15 protein-coding genes and 1 tRNA gene are annotated in these 18,533 nt (G+C 65.8%); 6 read left to right on the top strand and 10 right to left on the bottom strand.

The genetic code is table 11. The features are described 5' to 3' along the window. Positions 1–3: 3 nt before the first annotated feature. The 9 genes from infB to KIT53_RS18605 all read right to left on the bottom strand — a co-directional run bounded on the left by infB (position 4) and on the right by KIT53_RS18605 (position 11,749). Positions 4–2,889 carry a translation initiation factor IF-2 gene (gene infB / locus KIT53_RS18645; RefSeq protein WP_297755857.1) on the bottom strand — a complete coding sequence of 962 codons (2,886 nt, stop codon included), beginning with the start codon at positions 2,887–2,889 and terminating at the stop codon, positions 4–6. Positions 2,890–2,922: 33 nt separating this feature from the next. Continuing rightward, complete coding sequence (gene nusA / locus KIT53_RS18640) at positions 2,923–4,422, bottom strand: transcription termination factor NusA (RefSeq protein WP_297755855.1); 1,500 nt, start codon at positions 4,420–4,422, stop codon at positions 2,923–2,925. A 56-nt stretch (positions 4,423–4,478) separates the two neighbouring features. Next, complete coding sequence (gene rimP, locus KIT53_RS18635) at positions 4,479–5,075, bottom strand: ribosome maturation factor RimP (protein ID WP_297755853.1); 597 nt, start codon at positions 5,073–5,075, stop codon at positions 4,479–4,481. Positions 5,076–5,200: 125 nt separating this feature from the next. Next, positions 5,201–5,422, bottom strand: a complete 222-nt coding sequence (locus tag KIT53_RS18630; RefSeq protein WP_297755851.1) for a DUF2788 domain-containing protein — start codon at positions 5,420–5,422, stop codon at positions 5,201–5,203. A 3-nt stretch (positions 5,423–5,425) separates the two neighbouring features. Further along, the gene (locus tag KIT53_RS18625) at positions 5,426–6,184 is read right to left on the bottom strand and encodes a DUF2189 domain-containing protein (protein WP_297755849.1); all 759 of its coding nucleotides are present in this window, start codon (positions 6,182–6,184) and stop codon (positions 5,426–5,428) included. A 45-nt stretch (positions 6,185–6,229) separates the two neighbouring features. Continuing rightward, a complete protein-coding gene (locus KIT53_RS18620; protein ID WP_297755847.1) occupies positions 6,230–7,840 on the bottom strand; it encodes a dipeptide ABC transporter ATP-binding protein in 1,611 nt (536 codons plus the stop codon). Beyond that, positions 7,837–8,877 (bottom strand): ABC transporter permease, encoded by a 1,041-nt coding sequence (locus KIT53_RS18615; RefSeq protein WP_297755845.1) that lies wholly within the window; start codon positions 8,875–8,877, stop codon positions 7,837–7,839. The genes KIT53_RS18620 and KIT53_RS18615 overlap by 4 nt, the downstream gene beginning before the upstream one ends. Beyond that, positions 8,877–9,908, bottom strand: a complete 1,032-nt coding sequence (locus KIT53_RS18610) for an ABC transporter permease subunit (RefSeq protein ID WP_297755843.1) — start codon at positions 9,906–9,908, stop codon at positions 8,877–8,879. Before KIT53_RS18610 ends, KIT53_RS18615 begins: the two co-directional genes overlap by 1 nt. Positions 9,909–9,913: 5 nt before the next feature. Beyond that, positions 9,914–11,749: an extracellular solute-binding protein gene (locus KIT53_RS18605; protein ID WP_297755841.1), complete on the bottom strand. Its 1,836-nt coding sequence runs from the start codon at positions 11,747–11,749 to the stop codon at positions 9,914–9,916. A gap of 39 nt (positions 11,750–11,788) precedes the next feature. On the opposite strand from KIT53_RS18605, the gene fabI reads away from it, so the two are divergent. After that, positions 11,789–12,586, top strand: a complete 798-nt coding sequence (gene fabI / locus KIT53_RS18600; RefSeq protein WP_297755907.1) for an enoyl-ACP reductase FabI — start codon at positions 11,789–11,791, stop codon at positions 12,584–12,586. Positions 12,587–12,641: 55 nt separating this feature from the next. Then, complete coding sequence (locus tag KIT53_RS18595; protein ID WP_297755905.1) at positions 12,642–13,475, top strand: DNA ligase; 834 nt, start codon at positions 12,642–12,644, stop codon at positions 13,473–13,475. Between the two features lie 28 nt (positions 13,476–13,503). Here KIT53_RS18595 and KIT53_RS18590 read toward each other — a convergent pair whose 3' ends face one another. After that, positions 13,504–15,777, bottom strand: coding sequence for an arginine/lysine/ornithine decarboxylase (locus KIT53_RS18590; RefSeq protein WP_297755839.1), 2,274 nt, complete (start codon positions 15,775–15,777; stop codon positions 13,504–13,506). Between the two features lie 219 nt (positions 15,778–15,996). Between KIT53_RS18590 and KIT53_RS18585 the strand changes: the two genes are divergently transcribed. From KIT53_RS18585 to KIT53_RS18570, 4 genes are all read left to right on the top strand, one after another. Next, positions 15,997–16,422, top strand: coding sequence for an NfeD family protein (locus KIT53_RS18585; RefSeq protein WP_297755837.1), 426 nt, complete (start codon positions 15,997–15,999; stop codon positions 16,420–16,422). A gap of 51 nt (positions 16,423–16,473) precedes the next feature. Continuing rightward, a complete protein-coding gene (locus KIT53_RS18580; RefSeq protein WP_297755835.1) occupies positions 16,474–17,391 on the top strand; it encodes a stomatin-like protein in 918 nt (305 codons plus the stop codon). Positions 17,392–17,426: 35 nt separating this feature from the next. Next, positions 17,427–17,516: transfer RNA gene (locus KIT53_RS18575), tRNA-Ser, on the top strand. A gap of 176 nt (positions 17,517–17,692) precedes the next feature. Then, a partial coding sequence (locus tag KIT53_RS18570) for an integrase arm-type DNA-binding domain-containing protein (RefSeq protein WP_297755833.1) occupies positions 17,693–18,533 on the top strand: 841 nt, incomplete at its 3' end.

Raw genomic sequence — 18,533 nt, 5'->3', positions numbered from 1 at the left:
GGCTTACAGCGTCCGAGCCACTTCCTTGACTTCGAAGAACTCCAACTGATCACCTTCCTTGATGTCGTTGTAGTTCTTGAGCTTGATACCGCACTCGAAGCCTTCCTTGACCTCGCGCACATCGTCCTTGAGGCGCTTGAGCGAGTCGATCTCGCCGGTGTAGATGACCACGTTGTCGCGCAGCAGGCGGAAGTGCGCGTTGCGCGTGACCATGCCAGAGGTGACCATGCAGCCCGCCACCGTGCCGATCTTGGAGGCCACGAACACCGTGCGGATTTCCGCGCCACCAATGACTTCCTCGCGCTTCTCGGGGGCCAGCAGGCCGGACATGGCGGCCTTCAGGTCGTCCACCGCGTCGTAGATGATGTTGTAGTAGCGCAGCTCGACGTCGTTGCCTTCGGCCAGCTTGCGCGCGCCGACGTCGGCGCGCACGTTGAAGCCGATGATGATGGCCTTGGACGCGATCGCCAGGTTGACGTCGGATTCGCTGATGCCACCCACGCCCGCGAACACCAGCTGCACCTTGACCTCTTCGGTCGACAGCTTGAGCAGCGAGGCCGAGAGCGCTTCCTGCGAACCCTGCACATCGGCCTTGACGATGATGGGCAGCACCTTGACCTCGCCAGCAGCCATGTCGGAGAACATGTTCTCCAGCTTGGCTGCCTGCTGCTTGGCCAGCTTGGTGTTGCGGAACTTGCCCGCCCGGTACGTGGCGATCTCGCGCGCGCGGCGCTCGTCGGTCAGCACCATGAAGTCGTCACCCGCGTGCGGCACCTCGGACAGGCCCTGGATCTCGACCGGGATCGACGGTCCGGCGGTCTTCACCGGCTTGCCATTCTCGTCGAGCATGGCGCGCACGCGGCCGGAGGTCTGGCCCACCAGGACCACGTCACCCACCTTGAGCGTGCCGCTCTGCACCAGCACCGTGGCGACGGCGCCGCGGCCCTTGTCCAGGCGTGCTTCGATCACCAGGCCCTTGGCCATGGCATCCACCGCCGCCTTGAGCTCCAGCACCTCGGCCTGCAGCAGCACCTGCTCCAGCAGGGAGTCGATGCCTTCGCCGGTCTTGGCGGAAACGCCCACGAACGGCGTATCGCCACCGAACTCCTCGGGCACCACCTCTTCGGCGATGAGTTCCGAACGGACCTTCTCGACGTTGATGCCCGGCTTGTCGATCTTGGTCAGAGCCACCACCATCGGCACACCCGCCGCCTTCGCGTGCTTGATGGCTTCCTTGGTCTGCGGCATGACGCCGTCGTCGGCCGCGCACACCAGGATCACGATGTCCGTGGCCTGGGCACCGCGCGCGCGCATGGCGGTGAACGCCTCGTGGCCCGGGGTGTCCAGGAAGGAGATCATGCCGCGCGGCGTCTCCACATGGTAGGCCCCGATGTGCTGCGTGATGCCACCGGCCTCGCCCGCGGCCACCTTGGCGCGGCGGATGTAATCCAGCAGCGAGGTCTTGCCGTGGTCCACGTGGCCCATGACCGTCACCACCGGTGCTCGCGGCAGCAGTTCGGCAACGTGCTGGGACGCTTCTTCATCGGTGAACGCTTCCGGATCATCCAACGCGGCTACCACAGCCTTGTGGCCCAGTTCTTCCACCACGATCATGGCGGTGTCCTGGTCCAGCGGCTGGTTGATGGTGACCATCTGGCCCAGCTTCATGAGCTGCTTGATGACCTCCGAGGACTTCAGGCTCATCTTGTGCGCGAGCTCGGCCACCGTGATGGTCTCGGGCACGTGCACTTCGATCACCTTGAACTCGGTCGGCGCCACGAAGCCGCTCTGGCCACCGTCGCGCGCATCGCGGTCGTTGCGACGGCCCTTGGGGCCGCTGCGCCAGTTGCTGCGCCCGGCGCTGGTGTCGCCACGGGTCTTGATTTCCTTCTTCTTGGCCGCGTCGTCCTTCCAGGTGGAGGACAGGTTCTCGGACTTGACCTCTTTCTTGCCCGCGACACCGGCCGCCGCAGGTGCCGCGGTGGACGGCGCCTTGGCGGCCGTACCGGCGGGCTTGTGCAGCGTACCCTTGATGCCCGCCTTGGCATCGGCCGCCGGCTCGGGCTTCTTGGCCACCAGCGTGCGCGCAGGCGCGTTCATCATCGCGCGGATGTTGGCGGCCTCGGCTTCGGCCTTGCGGCGGCGCTCTTCCAGGTCCAGGGCGCGTTGCTGTTCCTCGGCGCGCTTGGCATCGGCGGCGGCCTTGTCGCCAGGCACGCGCGTGGCCGTGGTGGCCGCCGCAGGCTTGGCCGCGTCCTTGACCACACGGGTGGCGGCAGCTGGTGCCGCGGCGGGCGCAGGCGCCGCGGGAGCCGGCGCTGCCGCGCTGGCTTCCGCCGCCTTCGCTTGCGCGGCGGCACGCGCAGCCTCTTCAGCGGCTGCGCGTTCCTGTGCCTCGCGTGCTTCCTGTGCCTCGCGAGCCTGCCGCCTCTGAGTCAGTTCCTCTTCCTGGCGGCGCAGCAGTTCGGCCTGGCGCTGGGCCTCGGCTTCGCGGCGCGCCAGTTCTTCGTGGTCCACCACAGGTGCGGGCGCGGGTGCCGGCGCAGGTGCGGGAGCGGCAGCGACGGGTTCCGGCACGGCCACCTCGTCATCGCGCTTGATGAAGGTGCGCTTCTTGCGAACCTCCACCTGGATGGTGCGGGCGCGCCCGGTCGAGTCGGCCTGCTTGATCTCGGAGGTCGACTTCTTGACGAGGGTGATCTTCTTGCGCTCGCCGCCAGCGGTCCCATGGCTGGCCTTGAGATGGCCCAGCAGGGACTGCTTGTCGGATTCGGTGACCGCATCGGTCCCGGCAGACTTGGGCACCCCGGCTGCAGCCAATTGCTCCAGCAGGGTGGACGTGGGTTTGTTCAGCTCGGCAGCCAGTTCGGCGACGGTGGTACTGGTCATGGGTTCGTGTCTTTCTCCGCGGGCCTCCGCTGGTCAGGTCGTGGACTGCGCTTCGTCACCGGTGAACCAGTGCGCGCGGGCCTGCATGATCAGCGCCGTGGCCTCTTCAGGCGTCTGTGCGGTGATTTCGGTCAATTCGTCGGTGGCCAGATCGGCCAGGTCGTCGCGGGTGTGGATGCCGGCTTCGGCCAGCTTGGCGATCAGCTCCGGCGTCAGGCCATCCAGGTCGCGCAGGTCCTGCGACACCTCTTCCACGCTTTCCTCGCGAGCGATTTCCATGGTCAGCAAGGCGTCCTTGGCACGGGTGCGCAGCTCGTTGACGGTGTCCTCGTCGAAGGATTCGATCTCCAGCATTTCCTGCAGCGGCACGTAGGCCACTTCCTCAAGGCTGGTGAAGCCTTCCTCGATCAGGATGTCGGCGATCTCCTGGTCCACGTCCAGCTTGGCCATGAAGAGCTTGCGGATGCCGTCGGCCTCCTCGGCCTGCTTCTGGGCGGATTCGTCGGCGGTCATGATGTTGATGCGCCAGCCCGTCAGCTCGGACGCCAGGCGAACGTTCTGCCCGCCACGGCCGATGGCGATGGCCAGGTTCTCCTCGTCCACCACCACGTCCATTGCATGGCGTTCTTCGTCCACCACGATGGAGACCACATTGGCCGGCGCCAGCGCGCCAATGACAAACTGCGCCGGGTCTTCGGACCACAGCACGATGTCCACGCGCTCGCCAGCGAGCTCGTTGGTCACGCCATTGACGCGCGAGCCACGCACGCCCACGCAGGTGCCGATGGGGTCGATGCGCCGGTCGTTGGTGTGCACGGCGATCTTGGCGCGGGAGCCGGGGTCGCGGGCGCAGTTCTTGATCTCCAGCAGGCCCTGTTCGATCTCGGGCACTTCCTGGCGGAACAGCTCGATCATGAAAGCCGGCGCAGAGCGCGACAGCAGGATGGGCGCGCCGCGCAGGGTGAGATCGACCTCCATGATCATGGCGCGCACGCGATCGCCCGTACGGAAGTTCTCCTTGGGGATCATCTCGCTGCGCTTGAGCCGGCCTTCGACACGACCGCTCTCGACAATCAGGTCGCCCTTGTCCATGCGTTTGACGGTGCCAACGAAGATCTTGTCGCCACGCGACATGAAGTCGTTGAGCAGCATCTCGCGTTCGGCATCTCGGATCTTCTGCAGGATGACCTGCTTGGCGGCCATGGCGCCGATACGGCCGATCGGCACGCTTTCCACCGGCTTCTCGATGTAGTCGCCCTCCTCGATGTCGGCGATCTCGTCGCGCGCGTCAGAGAGCAGCTCTTCGGCGTCCGGGTTCTGCAGTCCGGCCTCATCGGGCACGACCAACCAGCGGCGGAAGGTCTCGTAGGCGCCGGTGTCGGGGTCCATGGCGACGCGGATGTCCACTTCGCCCTTGTAGAGTTTCTTGGTGGCCGAAGCCAACGCCTGCTCCACGGCGCCCAGCACCACGTCGCGCTCGACGTTCTTTTCGCGCGAGATGGCATCGATCAGCATCAACATTTCGCGGTTCATTTCACTCGCCCACCTTTCCGAATACGAATAGCGTGCCCCTGTCCGGGGCGTTTTTTTCAATCATCTGTCCGCGGCCCGGCCGCGCCTGGGGACTTGCGCCCCTTGAAATCCACGATCGGTGCCAGTCGCGCCTGCTGCACGTCGCCCGGCACGAACTGCATGGCCTGCAGCGGCGCCGGCACGCGCTTCTTGCTGACGCGCTGACCTGGCTTGGGTGCCGGCTCGTCGCTCCAGACCAGTTGCCACTGCCCACCATCGGCACGCTCCAGCGTGCCGCGAAACTTCTTGCGGTTGGCCGCCACGTCTGTGCCGGTCACACCAATGGGCGCTTTCAGGGTGATGTCCACCACCTGCCCTTCGAAACGCGCATAGTCGGCTTCGCTGCGCAGCGGGCGGTCAATGCCCGGTGAACCAACCTCCAGCCGACGGTACTCCACGCCTTCCACTTCCAGCAGGTACTGGAGTTGCCGCGTGACCTTTTCGCAATCTTCGACCGTGACGAAACGCTCTTCGGCGGCAGGCGCACCCGGCGTGGGCAGGGCCCAGGGCCAGTCGATGGTCACGCGCAGCAGGCCGCCGGCGGAGCGCTCCAGCTCCACCAGGTCGAAACCCAGTCCGGTAACGGTTTGCGCGACGGTGTCCTGCCAAGCCATCTTTGCGATGAATGCCCCAAAAGCGTTCGGCCAAAAAAAAAGGGCCGGTAGTTACCCGCCCAACTGGTCGTGAAGCAGGGATTGTAGCGTCTATACCCCCCGTCTTGCAACCCGCCCACCGCGCTTCAGATGCCAAGCACCCATTGAATGAGCGTCTTGGCCAGGAAACCCAGCATGCCGAACGAGAGCACCAGGAACAGCACGAAGGTGCCAAAACGCCCTGCCTTGGACTCCCGGGCCAGGTTGAACACGATGAACAGCATGTACAGGATGAAGGCCCCGACCCCGAAGGTCAGGCCGAATTGGGCGATCTGCCCCTCGGTGAACCCGAAAACGGTCGCTTCCATGGTTCAGGCCCGTTGCGAGGCGGCGCTCAGGTCGCGGTAGGCGTGCCAGCTGGCATGGCCGATGAGCGGTATGACCACCACCAACCCCAGCAGGGCCGCCAGCATGCCCACCCCCACCAGCACGGCAATCAGCACCGCCCACAGCACCGTTGGCCCAGGGTGGGTAGCAACGGCCCGCCAGCTCTGCGCGACCGCCTCCCCGACACCGGCACGGGTGTCCACCAGCATGGGCAGCGCCACCACGGTCGAGGCGTAGACCGGCGCCGCCAGCAGCGCACCCAGCAGCAGCCAGACCTCGAACAGGCCGACCGGTGGCGCCAGCACCACATGGCGAAGGAAATCGAGCGGCTTCTGGATCGGCACCGGCGACCACAGCGTGATCAACCCGGCCGAGGTCAGGACCCAGCCGGTGCCAGCCAGGGCCAGCAACAGGCCAAAGCGCATGAGCCGGCCATCGCCCGAGCGCCAGAGCGCCAGTACCTCGCGCAGGCCGACGCAGCGCCCGCTTTCGCACCCCCGGCTCACCGCATAGAGGCCAGTGGCCAGAATGGGCGCAACGATCAGGAAGCCGGAAAAGGCACCTGCCAAGAGCCAGAAGCGGTCACGCGCGGCCCAGAGCAGCAGAGCGCCAAAGGCCGCAATCAGCAGCCCATGGACCAAACCCGGCACGGGGTTGCGCCGCAGGTCAGCCCAGCCCAGGGCGAGCCAGCGCCAGGGCGAATGCAGGGTCACGGCCACGGGGGCACGGGCGGAGGAAGGCATGACGGGCGTTATACCCTGGCCGTGCCGGCATCCGCCTGATGCAGATCAAGCCGCAGCCTGCACCAGCATGCGGGTGTACGGGTGCTGCGGCGAAGCCAGCAGGTCCTGCGCATCGCCGCTCTCGACCAATGCGCCGTCCTTCATCACCACCACCTGATGGGCCATGGCGCGGATCACATCGACGTCGTGGGTGATCAGCAGGTAGCTCAGGCCGCGTTCGCGTTGCAGCCGCTGCAGCAGCGCCAGCACCTGTTTCTGCACCGTCACGTCCAGGGCGCTGGTGGGCTCGTCGAGCACCAGCAACTGGGGCTCGACGATGAGTGCCCTGGCAATGGCCAGGCGCTGGCGCTGTCCGCCAGAGAACTCGTGCGGGTAGCGCTGCAGCCAGCCAAAGCCACTGGCTGGATCGCTCACCAGGCCGACCTCCGCGAGCAACGTGACCACGCGCTCGCGCCGTTGGGCGGCATCGAGCTGCGGCTGGTGCACGGTCAGTCCCTCGCCCACGATCTGCTCGATGGTCAGGCGCGGAGACAGGGAGGAGAACGGGTCCTGGAACACGACCTGAACCCGTTGGCGCAAGGCGCGCGTGGCGCCACCACGGCGCGCCTGCGCCCAGTCGGAGCCGGCCACGCTGAGGTGGCCCTGGTAAGGCAGCAGGCCCAGCACCGCCAACGCCAATGTGGACTTGCCCGAACCCGACTCGCCGATCACGCCCAGGGTTTGCCCAGGCAACAGGCTCAGGTCAGCGCCCTGTACCGCCACGAATTCGCCCGAGCGAAACCAACCGCGCAGGCCGGGCAGGCGCACGGGATACCCGACGCGCAGCTTCTGCGCCCGCAAGACAGGCTCGGCCGCTTCGCCCCGCTTGGCCTCGACCACGTCGCGTTCGGGCCTGCTGGCCAGGAGCTTGCGCGTATAGGCGTGCCGGGGTGAAGAGAACACATCGTGCACCGCGCCCTGCTCCACCAGGTGCCCGCGCTCCATCACCGCCACACGGTCGGCAAAGCGCCGCACCAGGTTCAGGTCGTGCGTGATCAGCAGCACCGCCATGCCATGCTGGCGCTGGAGGTCGGACAGCAGTTCGAGAATCTGCCCGCGCAGGCTCACGTCCAGCGCGGTGGTGGGCTCGTCGGCCAGCAGCAGCCTCGGCGCGCTGGCCAGCGCCATGGCGATCATGGCGCGCTGGCGCTGGCCGCCGCTGAGCTGGTGCGGAAAAGCGCCGGCACGGCGGGCAGGCTCGGGAATACCGGTGGAAGCCAGCAGTTCGATGGCCGAGGCCCGCGCCTGGCGCAACGTGAGTCCCTTCTTGAGCTGCAGCACTTCGCCGATCTGGTCGCCCACGGTGTAGAGCGGGTTGAGCGCACTCATGGGCTCCTGGAACACGATGGCGACCTCGTCGCCGCGCACCCCACGCAACTCGCGTTCGCCCATGGCCAGCAGGTCACGCCCCTGCAGCAGAGCCGAACCGCCGACCTCGGCGTTCTGCACCAACCGCAGCAGCGAAAGCGCCGACACCGTCTTGCCAGAGCCGGATTCACCGACCAGAGCGAGCTTTTCTCCGGCACGCAGCGTGAAGTCGATGCCGTGCACCACCTCATGACCACCGAAGGCCACGCGAAGGCCACGCACATCCAGCAGCATCGGCGCCTCGCTCATCGATCGGCCTTTCGCGGATCCAGGGCATCGCGCAGGGCGTCGCCCATGAAGGTAAGCAGCAGCAGCGTGAGCACCAGCACGCCAAAGGTGGACAGCGAAATCCACCAGGCGTCGATGCTGTTCTTGCCCTGGCTGAGCAATTCGCCGAGCGACGGAGTCCCGGGCGGCACGCCCAGGCCGAGAAAGTCCAGCGAGGTCAGCGCCAGGATGGCCGCGCTCATGCGAAAAGGCAGGAAGGTCACCACCGGCGTGAGGCTGTTGGGCAGCACGTGGCGCCAGATGATCTGGGCGTTTGACAGTCCCATCGCGCGTGCCGCGCGCACATAGTCCAACTGGCGGTTGCGCAGGAACTCCGCGCGCACGTAGTCGGACAAGCCCATCCAGCCGAACAGGCTGAGCAGCACCAGCAGCAGGCCGACGCTGGGCGCGAACACGGCCGAAAAAATGATCAACAGGTAGAGCTCGGGCATGGAGCCCCAGATTTCGATGAAGCGTTGGAAGGCCAGGTCCGTCTTGCCGCCGAAGAAGCCCTGGATGGCGCCGGTGATCACACCCAGCACCACGCCCATGGCCGTCAGCGCCAGCGCGAACAGCACGCTGACACGAAACCCATAGATCAACTGGGCCAGCAGATCGCGGCCACGGTCGTCGGTGCCCAGCCAGTTGGCCCGCGTCGGCGCGGAGGGATTGGGGTTTTCTGCAAAGTAGTTGATGGTCTGCGCGCCATAGGGGTTGGGCGCGTACACCGCCCAGTTGCCACCGCGGGTGATCTGCTCGCGGATGAACGGATCGAGGTAATCGGTCGGGGTTTCGAAGTCGCCGCCGAACATCGTCTCCGGGTAGTCCCGGACGATGGGGAAATACGTATGCCCCTCGTACCGGACCAGCAGCGGCCGGTCGTTGGACAGCACCTCGGCGAACAGGCTCGCCACCACCAGCACGCTGAAGACGACCAGGCTCCAATAACCCAGGCGATTGCGCTTGAAGCGCTGCCAGGCACGCCGGCCCGGACTGAGCGAGACCTGTGGCGCTCCCATCAGTCGAACCTTACGCGCGGATCCACCCACACGTAGCAAAGATCGGAGATCAACTTGGTCACCAGGCCGATCAGGGTGAACAGGAACAGCGTCCCCATGACCACGGGGTAGTCGCGGCGGATCACGCTTTCATAGCTGAGCAAGCCCAGTCCATCCAGCGAGAACAGGGTTTCGATCAACAGGGCGCCGGTGAAGAACGCCCCGATGAACGCCGCCGGGAAGCCGGTGACGATAGGAATGAGCGCGTTGCGAAACACGTGCTTCCACAGCACCTGCCGCTCCTGCAGGCCCTTGGCCCGCGCGGTCATGACGTACTGCTTGCGGATCTCTTCCAGGAAAGCGTTCTTGGTCAGCATGGCCGTGACGGCGAAGCTGCCCAGTACCATGGCGGTGACCGGCAGGGTGATGTGCCAGAGGTAGTCGACAATCCGCGCGCCCCAGCTGAGTTCGTCCCAGTTGGACGAGGTCAGGCCGCGCAACGGGAACCACTGCAGTTGACCACCGAAGACCACCAGCAGCGCCACGCCGAGCACGAAACCAGGGATGGCGTAGCCGATGAGCACCAGCAAGGTGGTGATGAGGTCGAACTTCGAGCCTGCGCGCACCGCCTTGGCTACGCCCAGCGGCACCGCCACGCCATAGCTGATGAAGAATGTCCAGAGGCCGAGGGTGATGGACACCGGTAGCTTTTCCATGATGAGCTGGCTCACCGGCTTGTTCTGGAAGAAACTGTTGCCCAGGTCGAAGCGCGCGAAGCGGCCCAGCATCTCCACGAAGCGCACGTGCGCGGGCTTGTCGAAGCCATACAGGGCCTTGATCTGCTCCAACCGCTGCGCATCGACGCCCTGCGCACCGCGGTAGGTCATGCCACTGCCTTCGGTACCGCCCGGCCCCGCCCCCGCACGCGCGTCGGACAGGTACTGCTCCACCGGACCTCCGGGCACGAACTGGATCACCACGAAGGTGAGCAGCAGAACGCCCAACAGCGTGGGCAACATGAGCAAGAGGCGCTTGAGGATGTAGACCCACATGTTCGTCACCTCCTCGCCCACCAGGTGCTGATGGCCCAGGTTTCGGCCTGTGTGTAGGGCGGCATCTGCCGAGGCTTGTCCAGCCGTGCCGCGTTGTAGGCCATGCGGTGCTCGCTCACCGTCCACTGCGGAATCAGGTAATGGCTGTGCGCGATCACGCGTTCCAGTGCATGGCAGGCAGGCAGCAGCTCGGCCTTGCTGCGCGCGCTGGTCATGCGGCGCACCAGCGCATCGACCGCCGGGCTCCTGACGCCCGCGAAGTTGCCGGAGCCCTCCACGTCGGCCGCCTTGCTGCCAAACATGTCAAGGTACTCCTGCCCCGGGTTGTTGGTGCCGGGGAAGGCGATGGAGATGATCTCGTAGTCAAAGCGGTCCAGGCGCTGTTGGTAGAGCGCGAAATCCACCGAACGGAAGTTCAGGCGGATGCCCAGCTTCTGCAGGTTGCGGATCCAGGGGGCGACCGTGCGCACGCCGCCCTCGCGGCTGTCCAGGTACTCCAGCTCCATGGCCTGGCCCTGGGCATTGCGCAGCGCGCCGTCGCGCACGCGCCACCCGGCCTCCTCCAGCAAGGTGCGGGCCCGCCGCAGGTTCGCGCGCAATGACGAGTCGCCATCGGTGCGTGGCGGCACCGCCATGGGGCCGAACACCGCATCGGGCACCTTGCCGCGCCAAGGATCGAGCAGCGCCAGCTCTTCGGCCGAGGGCGTGCCCCGGGTTTCACAGTCGGTATTGCCGAACAGGCCGCTCACGCGTTGGTAGGAGTTGTAGAACATCTGCCGGTTCATCCACTCGTAGTCCAGCGCCAGCCCCAGGGCCTCGCGCACGCGCGCGTCGGCCAGCTTGGGGTTGCGCGTGTTGAGCACATAGCTCTGGAATCCCGACGGCAGCCGGTGCGGGAACACACCCTTGACCAGCTCACCGCTGTCAAAGCGCTTGCCGTTCACCCGACGCGCCCAGTCTCCGGCGGAAAACACCTGCATCAGGTCGTATTCACCGGCCTTGAAGCCTTCCAGGCGGGCCGTGTTGTCCTTGTAGATCTTGACCGTGATGCGGTCGAAGTTGTCGGTGCCCCGCTTGACGTTGAGATCACGCCCCCAGTAGTTGGGATCTCGCAGGTAAGTGATGTCGCGGCCAAAGGACACCGGCCCGATCCTGTACCGCCCGCTGCCAATGGGAATGTCCATCACCACCTGGTCGAACGGCTTGGGCTTGCCATTCTCCATGCCCCATTGGCGGCTGAAGATGGGGATCGCACCCACCGTGAGAGGCAGCTCGCGATTGGGCCGCTTGAAGCGAAAGCGCACGGTCCGCTCGTCGATCACGTCCAGCCCGGCGACATCCTCCAGCAGCGTTTTGTAGGCCGGCATGGTGTGCGGCCCGATCAGGGTTTCGTAGCTGTGGCGCACGTCGGCCGCCAGCACCGGATCCCCATTGTGAAAGCGTGCCTCCGGGCGAAGCTTGAAGGTCACGGACAAACCGTCGGGCGCCACGGCGACGTCACCGGCCAGCAGCCCGTAGGCCGAGGCAGTCTCGTCCAGCGACGACGTCAACAGGGTGTCGAACATCAGGCCGGCCAGATAGGCCGGCGCCGAACCGCGGATGGTGAACGGGTTGTACTTGTCGAACGTAGAGACACGCTGGTTGCTCACCAGCCTCAGCTCGCCTCCCTGGGGAGCCTGAGGGTTCACGTAGTCGAAATGCGCGAAGCCCTGCGGGTACTTGAGGTCACCCCAGAGGGCGTAGCCATGGGCCGCCCAAAGCGGCTGGCTGCCCACCGCCAGCAGAGCGGCCACGCAGAACGCGGCAAGACGACTGCGTGAACGAGGGGCGGTGACATGCATGCGACAATTCTGGCGGATTTTTCACCGGAGACTTCAAAAATGGGTTTTCTCGCTGGCAAGAAACTGCTGATCACGGGCGTGCTGTCCAACCGCTCCATCGCCTACGGCATTGCCAAAGCCTGCCATGAACAAGGTGCCGAACTCGCCTTCAGCTACGTGGGCGAACGCTTCAAGGACCGCATCACCGAGTTCGCGGCCGATTTCAACTCCAGCCTGATCTTTGATTGCGACGTCGCCGATGATGCGCAGATCGAAAAGCTGTTCAGTGACCTCTCGCAGACCTGGCCCAAGTTCGACGGCTTCGTGCACAGCATCGGCTTCGCCCCGCGCGAGGCCATCACAGGCGACTTCCTCGAAGGCCTCTCGCGCGAGGCGTTCCGCATCGCGCACGACATCAGCGCCTACAGCTTCCCGGGCATGGCGAAGGCGGCGCTGCCCTACCTCAATGACAAGGCCTCCCTGCTCACCTTGAGCTACATGGGTGCGATCCGCGTGGTGCCCAACTACAACACCATGGGCCTGGCCAAGGCGAGCCTGGAGGCTTCGGTGCGCTACCTGGCCGAATCGCTCGGCCCCAAGGGCATCCGCGCCAACGGCATCAGCGCCGGCCCGATCAAGACGCTGGCCGCCAGCGGCATCAAGGACTTAGGCAAGCTGCTCAATCTGGTGGCCAGCGCGGCACCGATCCGCCGCAACGTCACCATCGAGGAAGTGGGCAACGTGGCCGCCTTCCTGCTGTCCGACCTGGCCTCTGGCGTGACCGCGGAAATCACCTATGTGGACGGCGGCTATGCCCAGACCACGGGCGTGAGCCGCGACAGCCAGCCCATGCTCTGAGTCCGGCCCACCCTTGAAGCCGACGCGCCTTCCGCGCCGTGCATTCCTGGGCGGCCTGCTGGCCCTGGCCTGCGCCGCCGCCCTGCCCCGGGCCGCGCGCGCGGCGAGCGCGCCAGCCCTCATGCTGGCCGAGGTCTACCGTCCTGGCGTTCCGCTGGACGCCTACTGGGTGAGCGAGAAGTACGACGGTGTGCGCGCCTACTGGAATGGGCGGCAACTGATCACCCGCGGCGGCGAGGTCGTCGCCGCGCCGGCCTGGTTTACCGCCCGCTGGCCGGCCACGCCCATGGATGGAGAGTTGTGGGCGGGACGGGGCCGCTTCGAGATGGCCCTGTCCACCGTACGCCGGCAGGCGCCGGATGAAGAGGCCTGGCGCCGCGTCCGCTACATGGTGTTCGACCTGCCGTCGCACGCCGGACCGTTCACCGAGCGCATCGCTGCTTACCACGGCCTGGTCCAGCAGATCGACGAGCCCTGGGTGCAGGCCGTGCCCCAGGAACGGGTGATCAGCCATGCCGCGCTGATGGCGCGCCTGGATCGCGTGGTGCGGGATGGTGGCGAAGGTCTGATGCTGCACCGGGCCGACGCGCCCTACCGGGCCTTGCGCAGCGACGATCTGCTGAAGGTGAAAACCCACGACGACGCCGAGGCCCGCGTGATCGCCCACCTGCCCGGCAAGGGGCGTCATGAGGGCCGACTGGGCGCCCTGCTGGTGGAAACCCCGCAGGGCGTGCGTTTTCGGCTCGGCACCGGCCTGAGCGATGCGCAGCGCGACAACCCACCCCCCATCGGCACCTGGGTGACCTACCGCTACCGCGGCGTCAATGCCAGCGGCGTGCCACGCTTCGCCAGCTTCCTGCGCCAGCAGCCAGACGGCCCGGCGCGCTGAAAGCGACCGGCAGCCGGCCTGCCCGCCATCAGGCTTTCACGCAGTCGGCGAAATAGCTCTTGCGGCCGTCGATGTCCACCACCTCGACCAGGCCGTGGATGTCGGTCTCGAAGCCCGGGCATTGCACATTGAACTCGCGCGCGAACTTGAGGTAGTCCACGATTTTCCGGTTGAACACCTCGCCGGGGATGAGCAGCGGAATACCCGGCGGGTAGGGTGTGACCAGGCTGGTCGTGATGCGACCCTCCAACGCGTCGATCGGCACGCGCTCGGTGGTGCGCTGCGCGATGTGCGCGAACGCATCGCTGGGCTTCATGGCCGGCGTGAGGTCGCTCAGGTACATCTCGGTGGTCAGGCGGGCGATGTCGTAGCGCGCGTACATCTCGTGCACATGCTGGCACAGGTCGCGCAGGCCCATCTGCTCGTAGCGCGGGTGCTTCTGGCAGAACTCGGGCAGGATGCGCCACATGGGCTGGTTCTTGGCGTAGTCGTCCTTGAACTGCTGCAGCGCGGTGAGCAGGGTGTTCCAGCGGCCCTTGGTGATGCCGATGGTGAACATGATGAAGAAGCTGTAGAGGCCGGTCTTCTCCACCACCACCCCATGCTCGGCAAGGAACTTGGTGACGATGGACGCGGGGATGCCCTCGGGCTCGAAACGGCCATCCAGGTTCAGACCCGGGGTGACGATGGTGGCCTTGATCGGATCGAGCATGTTGAAGCCAGGTGCCATGTCGCCAAAGCCATGCCAGTCCTTGCCGCCCGGGCCATCGGGCGGGTTGAGCATCCAGTCCCGGGTGGCGCCCATCCCCTCCTCGGCCAGGTCATCCGGACCCCAGACCTTGAACCACCAGTCGTTGTCGCCAAACTCGCCTTCGATCTTGCGCATGGCACGGCGGAAGTCCAGCGCTTCGAAGATGCTCTCTTCCACCAGCGCGCGGCCGCCAGGCGGCTCCATCATCGCGGCGGCCACGTCGCAACTGGCGATGATCGCGTACTGCGGGCTGGTGCTGGTGTGCATCAGATAGGCCTCGTTGAAGAGGTGGCGGTCAAGCTTGACGTTCTGCGAGTCCTGTACCAGCACATGGCTGGCCTGGCTGATACCCGCGAGCAGCTTGTGGATGGATTGGGTGGAGTACACCACCGACTCCTTGGGCCGTGCGCGCTTCTTGCCCATGGCGTGGAAGTTGCCATAGAACGGATGGAACGCCGCGTGCGGCAGCCAGGCTTCATCAAAGTGCAGATTGGCCACGTAGCCATCCAGCATCTGCTTGATGGCCTCCGTGTTGTAGAGCACGCCGTCGTAGGTGGACTGCGTGAGCGTGAGCACGCGCGGCTTGACCGTGTCGGCATCCACCCCTGACAGCAGTGGGTTGGCGCGGATCTTGGCCTGGATGGCCTCGATGCCGAACTCGCTTTGCGGGATCGGACCGATGATGCCGTAGTGGTTGCGCGTGGGCTTGAGGAAGACAGGGATCGCGCCCGTCATGATGATGCTGTGCAGCACCGACTTGTGGCAGTTTCGGTCCACCACCACCACGTCGCCCGGCGCCACCGTGTGGTGCCACACCATCTTGTTGCTGGTGCTGGTGCCGTTGGTCACGAAGAAACAGTGGTCGGCATTGAAGATGCGCGCGGCGTTGCGCTCGCTCGCACCGATGGCACCGTTGTGGTCCAGCAATTGGCCCAGTTCCTCGACCGCGTTGCACACGTCGGCGCGCAGCATGTTTTCACCGAAGAACTGGTGGAACATCTGGCCCACGGGGCTCTTGAGGAACGCCACGCCACCCGAATGCCCGGGGCAGTGCCAGGAATAGGAACCGTCCTCCGCGTAGTCCAGCAGCGCCTTGAAGAACGGCGGCTGGATGCCCTCGAGGTAGCTCTTGGCCTCGCGGATGATGTGGCGCGCCACGAACTCCGGCGTGTCCTCGAACATGTGGATGAAGCCGTGCAACTCGCGCAGGATGTCGTTGGGCAGGTGGCGGCTGGTCTTGGTTTCGCCGTAGATGTAGATCGGCACATCGGCGTTCTTGCGGCGGACCTCGTCGATGAAGTTGCGCAGATTGAGCACCACGGGATCCGTGTCCTCGCTCAGGCCGAACTCCTCGTCGTCGATGGACAGGATGAACGCGCTGGCGCGGCTCTGCTGTTGCGCGAACTGGCTCATGTCGCCGTAGCTGGTGACACCCACCACCTCGAAGCCTTCGGTCTCGATGGCCTGTGCCAGCGCACGGATGCCCAGCCCGGAGGTGTTCTCCGAACGGAAATCCTCATCGATGATCACAATGGGAAAGCGAAATTTCATCTGAATCTCCAGCCGCGTGATCGCGGGCACAGGAAAAGGGGCACAGGGAACCGGGCGCTCCACAGCGGCAAAACAGGCGCGAAGTGTACGGAAATCGCGTGGCACCCAGCGGAATGCGGCGCACTTTTGCCGCAGAATGTGGCGCCGGCCGCACACTGAAGCCTCCACACCCAGGAGCAGATTCGACCGGCCTTCGTTCGTTCAAACAGAGGAGCGCATATGTCCGATACAACCCTGTGGTGGCTGCTGGCCGGTTCCGCCGTCGCACTGGAGCTCTTCACAGGCACCTTCTACCTGCTCATGCTGGCCATTGGCCTGGTGGCGGGCGCGCTCGCGGCACACGCGGGCCTGGGGATGGTGGCCGAGATGGTGATTGCAGCCCTGGTTGGAGCCGCCGCGGTGGTCGGCTGCTATGTGGCCAAGAAGCGCCGCGCGGGCGACCCTTCCGTGCGGTCCCTGCGCAGCGTCAACCTCGACGTCGGCGAAATTCTTCACATCGAGGAATGGAACCCCGATGGCACCGCGAGCGTCAAGTACCGGGGAGCTCAGTGGACCGTGATCCAACGCCCGGGCAACGCCCCCACCCCGGGCAGCTACCGCGTCGCCGAACTGGTGGGCAACCGCCTGCTGGTGGACAAGGTCTGAACGCAACCCCCACGCACCTTCATTCAACAACCTTCCCAGGGAAACACCGACATGGAACTCGCTCTCGTCCTGCTCATCATCGCCGCCATCTTCGTCGTCCGCGCCGTCAAAGTGGTCCCACAGCAGAATGCCTGGGTGGTCGAGCGGCTGGGCAAGTACCACGCCTCCCTTGCACCCGGCCTGAACTTCCTCGTGCCTTTCATCGACAAGGTCGCCTACAAGCACAGCCTCAAGGAGATCCCGCTCGACGTGCCCAGCCAGGTCTGCATCACGCGCGACAACACCCAGCTCCAGGTCGACGGCATCCTGTACTTCCAGGTCACCGACCCCATGCGCGCCAGCTACGGCTCGTCCAACTACATCATCGCCGTCACACAACTCGCCCAGACCTCGCTGCGCTCCGTCATCGGCAAGCTGGAACTGGACAAGACCTTCGAGGAACGCGACATGATCAACGCGCAAGTGGTCTCCGCCATCGACGAAGCGGCGCTGAACTGGGGCGTGAAAGTGCTGCGCTACGAAATCAAGGACCTGACCCCACCGGCCGAGATCCTGCGAGCCATGCAAGCCCAGATCACGGCCGAGCGCGAGAAGCGCGCCCTCATTGCCGCCTCCGAAGGCCGCCGCCAGGAGCAGATCAACATCGCCACCGGCGAGCGCGAGGCCTTCATCGCGCGCTCAGAGGGCGAGAAGCAGGCCGAGATCAACAAGGCCCAAGGCGAAGCCGCCGCCATCCTCGCGGTCGCCGAAGCCACCGCGGGCGCCATCCGCCAGGTGGCCGAAGCGATCCGCCAGCCCGGCGGCCAGGACGCCGTGCAACTCAAGGTGGCCGAAAAAGCCGTGGACGCCTACGGCAAGGTCGCGGCCGACGCCACCACCACACTCATCGTGCCCAGCAACATGACCGAAGTCTCCTCCCTCATCGGCTCGGCCATGAAGATGATCGGCACCACCAAGACCCCAGGCTGACCCCCGCCACGGCCTGCTACAATCGCAGGCTTCGCGGAGAGGTGGATGAGCGGTTTAAGTCGCACGCCTGGAAAGCGTGTGTGGGCTAATCCCCACCGCGGGTTCGAATCCCGCCCTCTCCGCCAGATATGAGTCCCGGTAACTCCAAACCGGTCCAAAAAGCCCGCGCAAGCGGGCTTTTTCATTTGGGGGAATAGCCCTGTAGGGTCCAGAGTGGTCCTTTGACATCGAGTCATCAACGGGGGCAAGCTTGGGGGCACCGATGGAGAAATTCCCCCGTCGGCCAGGAGATTCCCCCACCATGGCCCTCACCGACACCACCTGCAAGAACGCGAAATGCCCCCCGGACAAGGTCCGCCTGCGCCTGGCCGACAGTGGGGGCCTCTATCTGGAGGTCGTGCCCACCGGTGGCAAGCTCTGGCGCTGGAAGTACCGCTACGGCGGCAAGGAGAAACGCCTGGCGCTGGGCAGCTATCCGGCTGTCTCGCTGGCCATGGCTCGCCGGGCTCGCGATACCGCACGCGACGAGTTGAAGACAGGCCTGGATCCGGTGGCCGCCAAGAAGATCGCCAAGGCCGCCCACGAGGCCGCGCTGGCCAACAACTTCGAGGTGGTGGCGCGCGCCTGGTTCACCCACTGGAAGGACACCAAGACCGCGCGGCATTCCGAGTACGTGATGCGCCGTCTCGAGGCCGATGTGTTCCCCACCCTGGGCCCGCGGCCCATCGCCGCGATCACGGCACCCGAGCTGCTGACCGTGGTGAAGAGGATCGAGGCGCGCGGCGCCGGCGACATCGCCAAGCGTGCCTGGCAGACCTGCGGCCAGATATTCCGGTACGCGATCGCCCATGGCCGTGCACAGCGCAACCCCGCCGCGGATGTGAGGCCTGCGGATGCTCTCAAGTCGCGGACGAAGACCCACTATGCCCGGGTGGAAGCCAAGGAGCTGCCCGAGCTGCTGCGCAAGATCGAAGGCTACCGCGGCACGCCGGCAACCCGCCTGGCCATGAAGCTGATGGCGTTCACGTTCGTGCGCACCGGTGAGCTGATCGAGGCGCGCTGGGAAGAGTTCGACCTGGAGGCCGCCGAGTGGCGCATCCCGGCCGAGCGCATGAAGATGCGCACCCCCCACATTGTTCCCC

Source organism: Hydrogenophaga sp. (assembly GCF_026125785.1).
In the GTDB taxonomy this organism is placed as follows: Bacteria; Pseudomonadota; Gammaproteobacteria; order Burkholderiales; family Burkholderiaceae_C; genus Hydrogenophaga.
Note: the sequence above shows the minus strand (reverse complement) of the source record. Positions and strands in the feature narration are given on the sequence as shown.